Annotated in this window: 15 protein-coding genes; 13 read left to right on the top strand and 2 right to left on the bottom strand. The window is 55.7% G+C overall.

The window, feature by feature from the left end; translation table 11 throughout:
* The first annotated feature begins 443 nt into the window (after positions 1–443).
* Both BN903_RS00795 and BN903_RS00790 read left to right on the top strand, forming a co-directional pair.
* Positions 444–1,403, top strand: coding sequence for a ParA family protein (locus BN903_RS00795; protein WP_048075898.1), 960 nt, complete (start codon positions 444–446; stop codon positions 1,401–1,403).
* Positions 1,400–1,954, top strand: coding sequence for a hypothetical protein (locus BN903_RS00790; RefSeq protein ID WP_048075897.1), 555 nt, complete (start codon positions 1,400–1,402; stop codon positions 1,952–1,954). The genes BN903_RS00795 and BN903_RS00790 overlap by 4 nt, the downstream gene beginning before the upstream one ends.
* A gap of 6 nt (positions 1,955–1,960) precedes the next feature.
* Here the strand turns inward: BN903_RS00790 and BN903_RS00785 are convergent, their stop codons facing one another.
* Complete coding sequence (locus tag BN903_RS00785; RefSeq protein ID WP_079890521.1) at positions 1,961–4,879, bottom strand: GAF domain-containing protein; 2,919 nt, start codon at positions 4,877–4,879, stop codon at positions 1,961–1,963.
* Positions 4,880–4,997: 118 nt separating this feature from the next.
* On the opposite strand from BN903_RS00785, the gene BN903_RS00780 reads away from it, so the two are divergent.
* From BN903_RS00780 to BN903_RS00730, 11 genes are all read left to right on the top strand, one after another.
* Entirely contained in the window at positions 4,998–5,633 is a 636-nt protein-coding gene (locus tag BN903_RS00780; RefSeq protein WP_048075895.1) for a hypothetical protein, read from the top strand.
* A gap of 169 nt (positions 5,634–5,802) precedes the next feature.
* Positions 5,803–6,495, top strand: a complete 693-nt coding sequence (gene rdfA, locus BN903_RS00775) for a rod-determining factor RdfA (RefSeq protein ID WP_048075894.1) — start codon at positions 5,803–5,805, stop codon at positions 6,493–6,495.
* Between the two features lie 101 nt (positions 6,496–6,596).
* Entirely contained in the window at positions 6,597–8,453 is a 1,857-nt protein-coding gene (locus tag BN903_RS00770) for an archaea-specific SMC-related protein (protein ID WP_048075893.1), read from the top strand.
* Positions 8,454–8,599: 146 nt separating this feature from the next.
* Positions 8,600–8,959: a hypothetical protein gene (locus tag BN903_RS00765; protein ID WP_048075892.1), complete on the top strand. Its 360-nt coding sequence runs from the start codon at positions 8,600–8,602 to the stop codon at positions 8,957–8,959.
* Positions 8,960–9,016: 57 nt separating this feature from the next.
* The gene (locus BN903_RS00760; RefSeq protein ID WP_048075891.1) at positions 9,017–9,754 is read left to right on the top strand and encodes a hypothetical protein; all 738 of its coding nucleotides are present in this window, start codon (positions 9,017–9,019) and stop codon (positions 9,752–9,754) included.
* A 7-nt stretch (positions 9,755–9,761) separates the two neighbouring features.
* Positions 9,762–10,226 (top strand): hypothetical protein, encoded by a 465-nt coding sequence (locus BN903_RS00755; RefSeq protein ID WP_048075890.1) that lies wholly within the window; start codon positions 9,762–9,764, stop codon positions 10,224–10,226.
* Positions 10,227–10,383: 157 nt separating this feature from the next.
* On the top strand, positions 10,384–11,121 hold the full coding sequence (locus BN903_RS00750) for a hypothetical protein (protein WP_228840981.1): 738 nt from the start codon (positions 10,384–10,386) through the stop codon (positions 11,119–11,121).
* Between the two features lie 8 nt (positions 11,122–11,129).
* Entirely contained in the window at positions 11,130–12,377 is a 1,248-nt protein-coding gene (locus BN903_RS00745; RefSeq protein WP_079890520.1) for a DNA cytosine methyltransferase, read from the top strand.
* A gap of 56 nt (positions 12,378–12,433) precedes the next feature.
* Positions 12,434–12,742 carry a PadR family transcriptional regulator gene (locus tag BN903_RS00740; RefSeq protein ID WP_048075887.1) on the top strand — a complete coding sequence of 103 codons (309 nt, stop codon included), beginning with the start codon at positions 12,434–12,436 and terminating at the stop codon, positions 12,740–12,742.
* A gap of 2 nt (positions 12,743–12,744) precedes the next feature.
* Positions 12,745–12,975 carry a hypothetical protein gene (locus tag BN903_RS00735; protein WP_048075886.1) on the top strand — a complete coding sequence of 77 codons (231 nt, stop codon included), beginning with the start codon at positions 12,745–12,747 and terminating at the stop codon, positions 12,973–12,975.
* A gap of 284 nt (positions 12,976–13,259) precedes the next feature.
* Positions 13,260–14,849: an MBL fold metallo-hydrolase gene (locus BN903_RS00730; RefSeq protein WP_195155665.1), complete on the top strand. Its 1,590-nt coding sequence runs from the start codon at positions 13,260–13,262 to the stop codon at positions 14,847–14,849.
* Between the two features lie 180 nt (positions 14,850–15,029).
* Here BN903_RS00730 and BN903_RS00725 read toward each other — a convergent pair whose 3' ends face one another.
* A complete protein-coding gene (locus BN903_RS00725; RefSeq protein WP_048075885.1) occupies positions 15,030–16,340 on the bottom strand; it encodes an AAA family ATPase in 1,311 nt (436 codons plus the stop codon).
* Between the last annotated feature and the right edge of the window lie 485 nt (positions 16,341–16,825).

The raw sequence follows: 16,825 nt of genomic DNA, 5'->3' as shown, positions 1-16,825 counted from the left end.
GAGGAGTGGTGGAGTGGAGGAGAGGACCCCCCGAACACCGAGTGTAAAAGGAGGATTGAGCTGAAAGATTGTTGAGAGGTGTTGAACAGGGTGACAGCGATGGAATCCTGATGTCCACGATCGGCAATACCGGATGAACACCACTACCACATTTTCCGGCCAGACATTATTGACACAGAACAGATACACAACCAACGTTCGTAGTTCAAAACACGACACAGAGGCCACCAAGACCGAGAATAGTGGAATATCAATCTGTACGAGGGTCATGTTGGATAATCCATTATGAACGCACAGTATGAACACCCATTGTGAACACCCATAACCAACAACCACCATTACGATTCTGTACCATCATACACACTGAACAGGAGGTGATACAGTCACTAAGGTGATGTATGTCTTACGAACATTTATTACCCGCATGGCCGATAACACGGGTGATGCTGCCACTTACAGTCTATAACCAATCAGGGGGCCAAGCGAAGTCGACGCTCACCCGCGACCTCGCTGGCGCGTTCGCAGAACAGGAGTTAGACGTGCTCATCGTCGACTTCGACGCGCAAAACGGGAGCGTCTCGAACTACCTGGACCTCGACGAAGACAAGCACAACCCAGATGCCGACGACATCACACTCCATCTGATCGACCAAGGGAAAGGCCCGTTCGAGGATCTGATACGGAGTGTCGATGGAACCGAGCACATCGATGTGATTCCGTCGCACAAACGATTCAACTCCGTCGACGATCGCCTCGACGACCACGCACAGTACCTCAAGTCGGGGAAGCCCGATGGGTGGGAGTACCCACGCTACCAGAGGTTCCTCCAGGTCCTCCAACAGAACGACATCCAGAGCGAGTACGACGTGATGCTCGTTGACCCGAACGCGAAGGCCGACGAAGCACTCTATCTAGCCCTCTACGCCACCCGCAATATCCTGATCCCGGCGGTCCCCACTCGAGGCGGGTTCGAAAGCATTCACGGTGTGAAAAACAGCACCGAGAACTTCGGCGATGCGATGGACATCGCGATCACCAATGTCGGCGTCGTGCCCACGATGGTGAAAAAGTCGAAGAACATCCACCAAGAGTACGCCCAGAAAATAAAGGAGACGTACCCCTCGCCAGTCTACTTCAAGAATCTGGGCGCGTACGAGAAAGCAGAAGACGAGTTCAACACGGTCTTCGACCATCTCAAAGGCCAGCGGATGCGCGATTACAACGCAGACATCATGCCGAAGTTCCGAACTCTCGCCGCATACATCGCGCACCGGGCCGGTGCGGACCTACCGAACGGCGGTTGGGACGAAGACGAGCTGTTCCTTGGCGATGACTTCTGGGGCGAGATCGACAGCTCCGAGTTAGCCATCAAGGAGCCTGTCACGACGGAGGCCAGCCAATGAGCTTCGAGGACGGAAGCGAGCCGATGCAGGATCCGTTCAGCGAGGAGGAGGGTGGCGATGATACCGAGTTGGAACCGGACGAAGAAACAGAGCCCGTGGAAGACACGACAGACGAGCAGAGCACGACCTCGGGAACAGAACAAGCAGGGACGCGAACAACCACCGCCGAGCCCGCCCCGAAGGTGGATCAGGACTCGGCCCGCGGCGATCGCACAGACGTTCCAGAGCTTGGGGATGTCGACATTCTCCGACGCTACTCCCCGGAGGAGATAGCCCAGCTGCTCATGGATCGGGAGTACCACGAGGAAGACCCACAGGTCCCGTACGCGATGTGGAGAGACGGGACCTCGACCGGACGTAGCCGGACGACGATCGAGTTAAACCCCGACCTTGACGACCTCGTGAAGACGGTGAGGCGAGAGTTCGAGAATCGCTACGACGCGGAGATCAACAAAGCAGACGTGAGAGAATTCGCCATGATCTACGGCCTGATGAACGCCGATGACCTGTTCGAAATGGCCGAGGAGTGGGGTCTTCAGTTCAACAGCTAGACGGCACTACTTTTTGTACGGTATCCGCGGCGAGTCCCCCCACAGGACCTTGTTCAGTTTCTCTTGACTCCGCCGAATCCGCTTCGAGAATCCTGACTGGGAAATCCCGAGTGACTCCGCAATCTCCGTCCCAGAGTCACCGCTGGTCAGGAAGTACCCACGCACGTACGCGGTGCGAAGTGTATCCAGTTCGATTTCCGTAAGGACATCACCAAGGATGGTGTTCCACGGGACCGTGTACGTAGACGAAGTTGCCTCGTGACAGTCGATCTCTGCGTTGGGGAAGTAGTCCTTGACTTCCTCGACGAATCGGGTCTGCGGCAGTTCAGGCGGCACTGTGAGTTTGAATTGGTAGCCCCCATCAGGCTTCGCGATTAACTCCCGAGCATTCATCCCATGCCCGCCGATTTTCGTCGGGATCGATTCACCGTCCACAATCACCTCAAACAGAATCGGGTTACCGTATATCTCGTCGACATCCGCCACCCGTTTGTGAGACGAAGCCGCTTCAGCAAATTCACTCACAGAAATTGCCGAGTCCGAGACTCCGCAGTGGATGAGGTATGACCCCTCAGCGGTGGGAACTACATTGTGAACGAGCAGAGACGTCCCAAGACGTTGAGCGATTAACGACAGCACACCCGTTTCTCCCCGCATATCAAATTCCATCTCGGTGGTCCCTTCGTTCATGAGACTGTGCTGCTGGCTGATCGTATTTAACGCGAAGCCGGTCAATAGACCAATCTCTGAAAGAACATCCACTGTCTGTGCGTCGAAGCGAGACGAGAGGGGGCTTTCAACCACCAGCACACCAAACCTGACCCCATCGTACGTGATCGGGACCGCAGCAACCGATCTGACCCCGTAATCGACCGACTCTTTCCGCCACGGAGGCGCGTTTTTCAGTCCCGATGCGATATTCGAAATTGCATCAGGCATCCCGGATGTCGAAACCTGCGCGGAGATGTGGGGTTGGTTGCTGTACAGATCGAAGTCCATCCCATCCAGATACCAATCCGGAACACCAGACGACTCCACGGGGACGATCTCTTCGCGTTTTCGGTCGGTGTAGCCGATCCACGCACCAAGGAAATCATCTATCTCGGTCAGGGAATCGACAACTGAAGCGTAGACCTCCGAGCGGGAGTCGGCACTCACAAGCGCGTGGTGAACTGCTCGCAGTTGCTCATTCAGGTCGTTTACGTAATCCAGATGCTTCCGCTCGTTCCGCAGTTGCTTGTGCTTTTCACGAACAGATCTCACCTTCTCCGCCCTCGAAAGCGCAGATTCAACCGCTGTGGCGAATAGCTCAGCGATTTCGATATCGACCGGATCGAATTCCGATCTAGTACAATCAGAGAGTAGCAAGACGCCTTCATCACCTAACGGGACGATAATCTCACTCCCAATCCGATCACCCATACCGCCCCCCTCACCAGACAGCGTAACACCGTTGTAGATCTTGATTTGACCATCGCGGTACGCCTCCCATGCGTTCGACCCGTCGGCCCCAAACGTGGGCTCAGTGACAACCCTCTCCGGCATCGGGCCAGACGAGCCCAGCAATTGGAGTCTGACAGCATCCGAATCGAACTCGAACAACCCACACGAAGTGTAACTCAGCTCTTCAACCGCGGACTCGACAACCACTTGGGCGACATCAGACACGCCGTCGCGTTCGAGAAGGTCCGTTACGACGCTGTTGAGTGTTTTCAGACTGTCTTCATACTCAAGTTGTTCGCCGATGGGGCGGACAATCGTGTATATGAAGTCGCTATCATCGATCCTCACCAGTTTCGAGTTGATACTAACAGGCACAGTCTCGCCCTGAGCCGTTTTCAAAATGATCGGCTCGCCATCGAAATACTCCCGGTAAGACCCCCCACCCGTATCATAGATGTGGGAGAACAGCTCCTCAGCACGGTCACGATCTTTCTCTAGTGGCAGTTCATAGATACTCGTGCCCTCGAGTTGGAACGGTGTCTGATAGATGTCGCGTGCCGCGATGTTCGATTCTACGATCGTCCGGTCGGCTGGATCCACAACCAGAATTGGGTCCGGTGCGGCATTCAATAGTTTACTGAACCGTTCCCGTTCCGTCTCCAACTCACGCTGATACTCATACTGGCTGGAGACGTCCCGCACAACACAGATCAGCCAGTCCTCTGCGAGCCCCGTGAGCGAGACCTCCGTAGAGAACATGGTTCCGTCTTCACGACGGGCAGTCAATTCACCTGCCCACTCACCCTCATCATCTACCTGCGGGAAGACCTCCTGTTCCAACCAGTTTACCTCTTGAGGCCGATAGCAGAGCTGCCACGTTTCCCCAAGGAAGTCATTAGGCCCAGTAAATCCGTAAATCTCAGCGTGGGCTTGATTCACGTAAACGTATTCCCCATCCGGGTTGAGAATCGCAATCCCGTCTTTCGCATTTTCGATCGCGTCGACTTGAACGTCGGCGATGTACTGGAGATAGTGCTTGCGTAACTCCTCGTTGATCTGGTTAAGCAGGACCCCATCAGAGACCCCCTCCGTCGCCTTCGGGACAAAGGTCGTATGGGGTTCAGAAAGAATATCGCGCAACAACTCGGTATCGGAGTCCGCCGTCCAGAGAAGGAACGGGACCGGTCGGTCGATCGATCGGATGTCCGCAAGGAAATCCGCGCTGCTACTTGCAGGCACAGAAGAATTATCAACGATACAATCAGCCTCTCCAGCTCGAACAGCATCAAGAGCCTCGTCATAGCTGTCATGTCGCACCAGATCCCACAGTTGGTTCTCGGCAGCAGAAGCTAACCAACCACCACCTTCAGATTCACCGACAAGAACAACTGTCGATTCTGATATGCTATCAATGGTGGCAGAATGTACCGTGTCAGAATGTACCGACGGAGAATCGCGGGACGTGGAGGCGGAGTTCTTCATAGTAGTCAGACCCTAAGCGGTAGTTCTTCAAATAACTATGGGGTTTATACTGTCGACCTGATTACGGGTGGAATATGATGAAGTCTGGCAACGGATTCGCAATCGGGGGTCAGCAGTAATGGAGGGCAGTGTTCTTATCGACGGCTCAACGGAGCGGCACCTTGCGCGGCTTGCGAGAGAATCAGGCTACTTCCAGCGTGAGTTCAACCCAGATCCCACCCGAACCATCCTCACTCAGGCAGGTATCAACTACGTCCCTATCCAGGACATCGAGATGGACACTGGTGAAATCGCGACGGTGTACAGCCTCGATCTGAACGGGGACTCAGAGAACAAGCTGGAGGAGGGCCTCATCTCCCACGGCAACACCGACGAAGCGTTCGCGACAGACTGGGCAGTCGACGCCAACCACGGGTACGACCACCTCACGTACTATTTCGATTCCCCCCCGACGAAGAACGACATCGAGAAGGCTCGGATCGTTAACAAGGTCAAGCACGCAATCGAGATCGGGAAGCTCCAACAACAGTTCTCGTGTCGTAGCTGCGGGAAGAGAGTCCACTGGACGGATCTGATGCCCCCCACCCCAGAACGTGAGAACGGCTACAAACAGCAGATAATCATGCTACGCGACCAACAGTGTAGCTGCTGTAACGACACCGACAACTTCGATCACATCGCCCATCCCAACGAGATAGACGAGTTCATCCAAGCACGGCCGGCGGATGTCATGGCGACAGCGCATGAGGAATAACTGACACAATCCGACCAACCAACACCCACCCCAACGCACGAAAAACTGACAGACTGGAACCGGACCCACACCAAGGTATTCACACCTCCGGGTTGAAATACCCCCATATGTAATAATCACGCCATTTTACACAAGCTTTGTATAGGAGTAAACCGTAGTGAATGGTAATATGGTGGGTTGCTGTAAGGTTGGGAAGGCTATCGACCGATACGATCTCAAAACCGACGTGGTAACTGGGGATCTGAATGACTACCTTCTAGCCCGGTGGAACGGGCATAACGAATTCCCGAAGACGGGGCTCCAGGAGCTAACGGATTACTTCAACCTCAGAATTCTCAAGAAGGTCTACACCGAGCACGATCGAAGGACCATCGAAACGCAGGTGGAATCCGATTATGAAGCCCTTACCGGGGATGACGAGATTGCGAAAGACGAGATAATCGCAGATCTGGAGCAAGATGGAATCGATGGAGAGCAGCTCGCGAGTGATTTCATCTCCAAGACAACGCTATACCGGCACTTCACCAACTGTCTGGAAGCGCAAAAAGAGTCCTCAGACGAGAAGACAGACTCGAACTGGGAAGCAGAGAGCATCCAGTACGCACTCAACAACGCGCTCGACAATTCCCTCAAGGCGCTGAAGTCGTTAGAGAATAAGGGGAAAATCCCCCACGCGACGAAGGCAGAAGTGAGCGTGCCCCTGATGCTGTCCTGTCCGAAGTGTACGACGCGGGTCCGGTTCAAACGGGCCATCGATCGGGGCTACATCTGTAAGGAACACATGGGCGAAGATAGCAATCTCGACGATGCCTCAGAAGATACCGCTGAGATGGAAGACGAGTTCCAGTCCTCGCCCGTATAGAAACCTTCCCAGCAGCCAACCAATCCACCTTCTGCGGCGTTTTTAGGCAGTATATTGGGTAGGCTTTATTAGGAGAGACCCCTCACTATTCAATAACTACCATGTGGAAGCTTCAAGTCAGGAACATCGCCGGGATCAAATCTGGTACAGCGACGTTCAAGGAAGGCACAAACGTCGTACAGGCATCAAACTTTCAAGGCAAGTCGAGTCTCTTGAAGGCGATCCAAACGGTAATGGGGACATCAGGCGTCGATGGTTCCCACCCCCTCACAGAAGGCCAAAACGAAGGATTCGCTGAGTTGGAAACCGACGATGGTACTTACCGAGTAGAGCTCAAGCGAGAAGGTGGGAGCGTCGTTCGGTCTGGGAACCCGTACCTGACTGAAGAGACAGATATCACCTGCGCTCACCACTTCGCATTCCTCGGTGAGAACAACCCAGTCCGAGCCGCGGTGAGAGATCCGACCCCCGATGGTGACGAGCGGCTAACGGAGCTTTTGATGGAGCCGCTCGACGTCGACAAGATCGATGCTAAGATCGCCCAGCTCCAGAGCGAACGGAACAGCATCGAAAGCGAGATCGATGAAGCTGAGCGGGCGAACAAGAAACTTCCCAAAGCGCAGGAAGAAGTCACGAGACTTGAGAAAGAGCTTGAGGAAGCCCGAGAGCGCAAAGACGAGTTAGAAGACCAGGTAGACGAAGACAGCGAGCAAAAGGAACTCAGCAGCAAACTGAGCGACAAGCGGTCGCGTCTGAACAATACGAGAAACACAATCCAGAAGCTCGAATCGCGGATCGAACGCAAGAAGTCCAATCTCGAAGGCAAACAGGACGAGTTGGACGAACTGGAAATCCCATCCGAGCCCAAGATCAACACGGACATCAACGAGAAAGAGGAGCGAATCGATGAGTTAGATCTTCAGATCGATCTCCTTCGGAGAGTCCACAGCGCGAACAAGCAGGTCCTCGACGAAGACGCAGTCGACCTTGTGACCGATGTCGAACACGGCATCGAAGGTGACAATATCGTCTGCTGGCTGTCGGGCGATAAGACCACCGCCGACGAGATCGAAGAACGGCTGGACCAGCTCAACGAAAAGCGACTCGAACTCCGGGAGGAGAAGTCCGAACTCGAACAAGAAGTCGACGAGTTCGAAAGCAAAAAACGGACGATTCGGTCGAAAAAGCGAAAACGAGACAACCTCGAAGATGAGATCGGCAACCTCAAGTTGGACATCCAAGAGGATGAACAGGAACTCAAACAGGCCCGCGAGCGTGTCGAGGACCTACAAGAAGACATCGACGAACTGGAAAGTCAGTACGAGGAGGCCCAAGACGATCTTAACGAGGAGCTAACCGAGGTTCGTACAGATATCGGCTCTCTGAAAACGAAACTCGAGAATGCCCGAGAAAAGCTCGAACGGCTTGATGAAACCGCCGGAAAAACCGATGATCTGGAAGACGAGCTCGAAACGATCAAAGACGAAATCGTGAACCTTCGCGAACGCCGCAACCAGAAGCACGAGGAAGTCGTCGATCGCTTCGAGACGGCGATGAAGAACATGCTCAAGCAGTTCGACCCCGGATTCGAGATGCTGCGTCTTGACCGGAGTGTCACTGATGACGGGTCGACCAAAGCCTTCGAACTCGTCGTCCTGCGAGATGGGCGCGAAACGTCGGTCGCGAACCTCAGCGAAGGCGAAGTCGAACTCATCGGCTTCGTGACCGCACTCGCAGCGCACCAGGCGTTTGATGTCGACGAGATCGTCCCCGCCATTCTCGTGGACGGAGTCGGGCAGCTCGCCGCCGAGCACATCAAGGGCCTCACCGAATTCCTTGAGGGCGCGAGTGAGATGCTCATCACCACCGCCTACCCCGAGGCAGGCGACTTCGGCGGCCACACCCTCACCCCAGACGAGTGGGATGTGGTCTCTAACGAAGAGATGCGAGTCGTATAGGCAAACACCTCCCTCCCCTCCCCGGCCGTTAAACAACCTTTATACCTCCTTACGCGCTGATTTGGAGGTAGATATCAAAGTCGGAAGAGACCTTGAAACGCCCTTAGTCCGTTTCAAAGACGAATACTCCGTTATACAACAACCACATGGGAACCAACACGACAGAGGAGAGCCACTATCAGGAGCTATCACTAGAAGAACGCGCACAAAGGCAACTGGACAGACAGCACCGGTACACACAGCGGTATCTCGCGGTGGGTAGCATCTGTGGAGTGGTCTTGGTCCTTCCCCTGCTAGTACAGAATCCAGTCCTCGGTGTTGCGGGGTTCTGTGCCCTCACGATCGCAGGCCTCACGAGCATCCCAGGGATGGCCCATTCGAGTAAGCCAACATTTGCGCTTATCACCCTCGGCATGTGGACGGGTGGGTTCCTCGCGTTCGTTCTAGCCTTCCTGTACGTCGTGTTCACCGATCTCCTTACCCTCGCTATGGCCGGCGCTGTATAGCCCGGCCAATCCGCAAGGGGGCCGCGAGTTGTTTTTATCCCCCGAGTGAAGTGAGGGATGACTTACGAGACGTCGGAATCTACGAAAGATGTTGAGGCAGTTGAACAGGCGCATGATGAACTCGCTACCGAACACGGCCGCGATAACGTCCTCGTGATGGAGGGTTCGGAGGGAGAAATTGTCGCTCTCATCGGCGACCAGATGGGTTTCGTCGAGCCGAACGATATCCAGACCTACGAGTACGTTCAGTCGCGCGTTCCGGATCACGGCCATCAGATCATTCGCGAACACCGGGGATCCGTCCTACAGGAAGTGATGAAGCTGGTGAACAGTGAGTTGAAGTACCAGCGTTCGGAGGTCCGCGAGACGTACAACAGTGAAATCTTCCTCTGTTGTACCGGGTGTGAGGAGACGTTCGCCCATCTCGGGGAAGCCACTGAACACGTTCAAAAAGCGAAGGACGGAGAGCTCGACACCGGAGTCCCTTCCGTGATCGTCACGGAGCCGGTCTTTCCGGACCTCGACGCCAACACCTCTCGGTGGGTCACCTGCGAACTCAAGTGGGACGACTCGGAGGAAGTCTTCGTCAACGAACAAGCGGATATACAGTGGGAGATCGATGAAGACGCCGTCGACGACTCGACATACCGGGTCAAGGATTCCGATGAAGAACACAGCTGCCTCTCCGACGCGATGCACGCGGCCCTCGAGGAAGCAGGCCACGAGATCGCAGAACCCAAAGTGGAATTCCGACCATCTGATACCGAAACGCCCGAGTGGGGCGGACACGCCTAATACAGAAATGACCACTGCAGAACGAGAAACCACCGAGCCACGCAGTTTCACACCGATCACCGAACACCCACTCCCGTTTAGCGACGGGCTCAGCGACTTCCTCGAGAGCCACCCACAATTCGACGCTGACGATGACGTCGGCGTCGACGAGCTCCACGAGGAGTACACGACGACGCTCGCAGACAACGGGTTCTGGAGAGTGTTCCGTGTCGATCTCCACGGATACAACAACTGGGTGTACCTGTGGCATTCTGAGTACGGCGACGGCCTGAAGATCCCGACGGGGGAGTGGCAATTCGGGAACTTTGCCGAAGTCTTCGCTCTCTTACTCAGTGACGAGCCGGGAACGATCGACGACCACACCGGAGACGGCTGTCCGTACTGCCAAGGCACCCTCAGTTCCAGCCTCCAACAGTCCGGGTCACACAAGCAGACCTGTACCCGCTGTGGGCGATCGCGAATAATCGGATAGCACAATGCCGTCACGGAAGTATCTACGAGACACGCCACGGTTCGATAGAAACCACTGGCCCCAGACATGGACCCCAAAATGGCGATACCAAGTGGCGGATTACTTCTGTGGCAGAGGCGGTGTCGGAAATGCCCTCGATAAGTGGCTCCCCCGGCACATGTACTTCGGCGTCGATATCGAACCGTATGGAGACGACTACCCCGGACAGTTCCTCCAGGCAGATCTGATCAGTCCGTTCACCAGCCAGCACAGAGACTCCTCAGAGACCAACCTTCCCTTCTCAGGGACCATCGCCGACGTCGCGTGGGTCAGCTGGCCATGTACGGCCTACTCGAGTCTCTCAGCCACGCACTACGGGTCAAAGGAGGCCGCCCTCGAAGAGAACCCACGAATCCCCGATGCGTTCCGCGAGTGGCTTCTTGACCACCACGCGCATTACGTGATTGAAAACGTAGAAGGCGCGTCTCGAGTCGGCGACCTCGACGCCAACTGCCGGGTGAACGGACTCGCCTTCGGCGAACCCTACAGCATGACCCGACATTTCGAGACGACTTTCGATGTGCCAGATGCGTACATCCAAGGAAATCCCGACCTCGCGATCGACACCCGAGGTGACCAATCGGTAAAGGAGCTCGCAGAGGCCAAGGGCGTCCCCGACTCGTGGAGCGGAAGAAAGCAAGACGTGCGCTCAGCGATACCCTGGCAATACGTTTGGTGGATCCTCGGCCACTGTCCCGCCATCGAGATCCCCATCCCCAAGACGAAAAATCGATCAGTCGCAGAGTGGGGAGACGGCGTCGGCCACTACCTTCGATACCCAACCGACCGTCTCGGAGGGACAGACCACACACCAGAAGACGAACTGAGTAGCGGCCCGCGCGGAGAAGTACGATAACACCAACTATGTGTCCACATTTTGAAGGCCCTGAGGACGCCCCAACAGCAGCGGATCTGTTCGCCGGCTGCGGTGGGATGACCTGGGGGCTCATGAGCGGCGGCTTCCGAGTCGTTGCGGCATGGGAGAAGGCAGACATGCCGCGAGTGACGTATCACCAGCACCATTGCGAGGCCAACAATATCGCCTTACACCGAGACGCGACCGACGTCGACGCTTCGAAGCTCCCCGACGATCTCGATCTCTTAGCCGGCGGCCCACCCTGTAAGGGGTTCTCCTCCGCACAAGGCGAAACGAACACAGACGATCCCCGGAACAGATTAGCGTTTTCTATGGTAGACTGGGCGGCAGCCGTGAACCCGAAGCTGGTCCTGATCGAAAACGTCACCGGGCTCTACCACTCCCACCGAGACACACTCAGCGAGCTCACAGACGCCCTCGCAGATGTCGGTTACCAAGTCGAGTTACTCACCCTCAACGCCGTGAACTACGGGGTCCCCCAGACCCGAAAGCGGTTATTCATTCTCGGAGTTCGCAATGATATCGCCCCACCAGACCAGTGGGAGCCCCCACGAGTCTGTAACGAAGGCCAGCAACGGCTGACGGACATCAACGGCGGGAACTGGCTCGAAGGATACACCACGGCTCACGAGGCGCTCAGCGACCTCCCAGAGCCTCTCAAAAGCCAGCCCGCAAAAGACGACCCGATACACCATACACTCGCAGAGCGGTTCCGCACGCCCGATAACGCATACACCCGAACCCGTGTCGATCCCGGAACCGTCTCCGCCCCAGTCACTCGCGACGGCGAAGACGTATGGATCCCGACGAACCACAAACACCAGGACCACAGTCGATCGCACCGTGAGAAGATGGCCGAGTACGAACTCGGGAAGTCCGGCCCGCCGACAACCGCCCGCCGGCTCGACCCCGACAAGCCGGCCCCGACAATGACCCACTCCGATGGGACACCACCCGTCCACTACATCGGGAAGACCCCCTCAAATGACGGGAGCGTCGACGACGTCCGCCGGCTCACCGTGCGCGAGGTTGCCCGTATCCAGACGTTCATTGACCCGTTCACGTTCGCAGGCACGAAGACAGAACAGTACGAGATGGTTGCGAACGCAGTCCCACCAGTCTTAGCGAGTAACATCGCTATACACCTCCGTACGAACATACTCTCAACCACCCCAAAACAGATCACTCCCGCGACCACCACAGCATCGAAAAAGTCGGTGGAGGCGAGCGAGTAAGAAAGTCAATCTGACCGAAGTGTTTTAACCACATACCAGCGAACCGTTCTTTTGCGATGGAAGAACTAACCTCCTTCCAGCGAGACATCCTACACGTCATCGCTGGATTGGACCGCCCGCACGGACTGGCTGTCAAGCACGAGCTCGAAGACTACTACGGCAAAGATGTCAACCATGGTCGGCTGTACCCGAACATGGACCAACTCAGCGAAGAGGGCCTCGTCGACAAGTCGAAGCGAGACGAGCGGTCGAACATCTACGTGATCACGGAACTCGGGAAAGAGATGCTGGCCGTCCGGCATCACTGGCAGAAGTCGTACTTCCAGCCCAGCGCGAAGCTCAACGCCGCCGTCCAGAGTGACTGACGATGTCGTTTCAAGACAGCAAGGCCGCGATCAACGATCGGCTCCTCGACCTGACCAAGGCAATCGACCACGAAAACGAAGCCGCTCGACTTCAGTGTGGAGCACTCGCTGGCGCTCTTGTCGGCGGTTGGTCGATCGCCGCAAGCATCGAATTCGGATACAGCCCGCTCATCGGAGCATCCATCCTCACCATCGGCGTGATGGCTGGTCTCGCTGCGAGGATCATGCTGTGAAGAGTCTACCACAACGCTAACACCCCCAAATTAGAGCAACGCCCCGGCGGCTATGAGTTGTAACGCTGTAGCAGTTTTAGAACACGACTGACGGAATAGACGGCTAAAAACTCACACTGGGAGGGAGGTTTTTAGCTCTCAGAGTGGGGTGATAGAAGTTGAATTGCTAATCTGACCCAAATGGGTTTATAATCAGACCGAGAAGGTTAGATCAGCCACCGATACGTGACTATCCACCAATCATGAATATCAAATGCCAATACGCGAACCGGTCGAAGACGAGTGTGCTCCTTACCATTGAGGGAGTTCTCCAAGGACAGTCAGTGAACCTTCTTGTTGATCCCGGTCCGGGGGTCGACACCGACGGGCTACTCGGCCGTGGCAAATACCTGACTGGAATCCTGCTCACCCACCTCCACATGGACCACTACGCCACGCTGGGTGAGAACATGCGAGATGGTGCGCCAGTGTACACCTCTCAGACAAACATAGACCTCCTCGACGTCGCCGTCGACGACGCGAACAAGTTTGTGGACACCGCCATCGACAAGTCAGAGATCAAACGCTCAGCCACCTCAGTCGACGACGGTGTTACAATTGGCGGGAAGATCGATGTCACTGCCGTTCCAGCTGGGCACACGCCCGGCGCGATCGGGTTTTACCTTGAGCTATCGAGCGGTGGGGAAACAGAATCCATCCTCATCACGGGTGATTTCACCCGGCGGCCCGTTGCCGGATATCCCGGTCTCCCACCTGTAGACGCCGATCTCGTCGTTCTGACGGGCGCAACAGAGGCAGACTTCGAGGACAACCTCACGGAGGCCGTCGCAACGACAATCCGACAGGGCCTCTCCGGTTCGCCCGCCCTTGTAACGGCTACAGCACTGAACGCCGTCCACTTCGCAACAGTGCTCGGAACCGCAATTGAAGAGGGCAACTTCGAGATGGGCGTGTCCGTTGTCGGGAAAGCCGCGAAGATGCTCGATAAACTCGACCTCAACCCGCCTCATGTGACTGCGATCCCGGAGTACGCCCCAGAGGCCGTCCTTTCCGAGAATCCAATCACGATCACCGGGCCGGACTTGCCCACTGAAGGAGGTGCGAGGAAGCTCTTCAGGCAGATCAAAGACGATCCGAACGCTGGAGCCATTCTCCTGAGTGGTGACGAGGAAGCAGACATCGGTTCCTACAACTGTACTCTCAACCAGTTCCGGTTCAGTAATCACCCCACGGAGACTGCCGTCGACGAGTACATCGAACTTGTGAATCCGAGAGAGATCTACCTCACTCATCAGAAGGGATCAGAACTCCGGCGATACCGGGACAAGTACAGTGCGATCGTCTGGGCACCCAGAGAGCGCAAGTGCTACACCCTATACCGCAACGGCGAGTGGATTGCCCCCTTCTGGGTCAAGGACAAGGCGGCAAAACACCTCCTCAAGACCACACAGGAGAGGTCCAACATCGAGTTCCGCTCCGCCGGGGGCCACGCGCTGGACGCCCCTGACGGCGTCAGTCTCGCCGCTGAGGGCCTCGACATGAGCTCGATCACCTTCTCCAAGCCATCCCAGCCCGTGGATGCGAAGTACAACACCACGTCCGGTGCGGAACCGAAGCCGATCCGGACCGACGGGGCCGTCGCAGAAGCACCGACTGCCGAGACAACCCCACCAGCTCCGAAATCCGAAAGGGTCCTCGAAATAGAGTCGGCAATCGCGCACCTCGAGGAACTCAAAGAAGAGATCACTGACGACACAACAGTCGCGACAGTCGAGAAGGTGACCAGCAAGCACGTCCTACTCAGGCCGATCAACGGCGGGACAGAAGGCATCACCGCCGGGGACACCATCGAAATTGGCCGTAGTAGAAGCTGACAGGCCCGAACCCGGAGCCACAGACAACAGTGGCATGAATAAACAGGGGGGTCAATGAATAATGGATGTGGGAAAGAACACTGGAAAAACGGTGTGGGGGGTCAATGAATAATGGATGTGGGAAAGAACACTGGAAAAACGGTGTGGGGGGGTCAATGAATAATGGAACGGTGAGACCCGTTAGGTGTAGAACTCGTTCAGTTTCGTGTCCACGACCGAGGAGATCAGTTCACGATCATCGAGCAAGTCGTGAATACTACTGTCGTTCTCAGAGAGAGTCTCCACGAGTAATTCCGAAGAACGAGCCATTTTGATCTGGCGGTAAACACCGGTCGAAACCCCCTTGCTAGCATGTGAAGTCTCGATTAGACCGCCCTGTTCGAACTCGTCAACATACCGAGAGAGCGTCGGTTGTGATTTCTCAGAGAACTCAGTTATATCGCACATGAACGAGTACACTTGCTGCATGACAGGATTCGGGACAGAGTCAATCGGATCACTAGACCAAGCGTGGACAGCCGCCGTCGCGAACAGAACGAGTTTCTTCCCGCTGCTGTAGCCATTTGCCTGCTCAAGCAGACGATCGCGCTCGACCTCTTCTTGAGCCCGGTCGACGTGGTGTTTGTATACTTTCTCGGCGTCCTCATCGAGTGCTAGCGCCCCCGCGGTGCGGAGTAGGTCAACAGCCTTCCGAGCATCGCCGTGGTCTTGTGCCGCGAGAGCCGCCACATACGGGATGACGTCGTCCGAAAGGACACCCTCAACGAAAGCATCTTCACGGCGGTACAGAATCTGCCTCAGCTGGTTCGCGTCATAATCGGAGAAGACGATATCTCGGGGATTAAACGAACTATCAACCCGTGGATCGAGCTCCTCGACGAAGTCGGGAGCGTTCGTGATCGCGATGACTCCCAACGTCTCGATATCTGTGAGATCCTCCGCGCGCGAAAGCTGGTACAGGAGAGACGAATAAGCCGGTTCATCTGTGTTGTCGACCGGATTCACCAAGTGATCGACCTCGTCGACGATGACCAACGAGGCATCGAAATTCTCCTCGAGTCGCTTGAAGAATTCCTTGAGAACCTTCTGAGTCGATTTTCCCTGAACGGTGATCGAGCCCGCTTCTGGGGGGAGAGATTCAGCAAGTTCGACGGCGGCCTGATAATTCGTATTCAGCCACTGGCAGTTGAGCTCGATTACAGCCAGAGACTTTCCAGATTCGGCAAGGACAGTCTGAAACTCGCTCGCAACACGGTGAGTGATCAGCGACTTCCCAGTGCCGCTTGGCCCGTAGACGAGTATATCGGGCGGGGTATCGCCAGTCTTGAGCGACTGAAGCAGCGTGACGTACGACTGAATTTGCTCTTCACGACCCACAATACGATCCTCGTCCACGATGCGGGACGTGGAGAGCAGCTTGCGATTTCGGAATATGGCCGGCTCTTCAGTCCGGACCATATCACCAATAGAAAGATTGCCCGATCCTGTCATTGGAAACTACCTTACAGGGGAGGGGTTAAAAAGATATCCCCCTGTGAATATCTAAATACACTGTTTACAAGCCCTCTATCACACTATTAGGGCGATTTAGCCCGCCAGAGACACAGAGACGGATGAATAGTGGACGGAAAGCGTTCGGTCAAAAGGACGGACAAGGATTGTGTCGCCTAACTACCCATCAAACATTTGAAACACAGAACTGCCACCCGATCTCGAGATCACCACAGTCCAATCACGCAGATTATCGGTAAGGGTGGGGGAGGGGGTCTATGAATAATGGATCGGGCTCAGAAGGTGTCCCCCTCACGGGAGATAACGACCAGAAAACACGGGAGATACCACGAGAGAGACACCGTAGCTACAGTCCACGGGAGAAGACAGAAGTCGATCTCACGGTGGTTCGGTCCTGTCAAACACCAATCGCGTTGTCTACTATACAACCTGATTATTTCCCATCGCGGGTATTGTTCGCGTCT

It is taken from the genome of Halorubrum sp. AJ67, from assembly GCF_000513435.1.
Note: the sequence above shows the minus strand (reverse complement) of the source record. Positions and strands in the feature narration are given on the sequence as shown.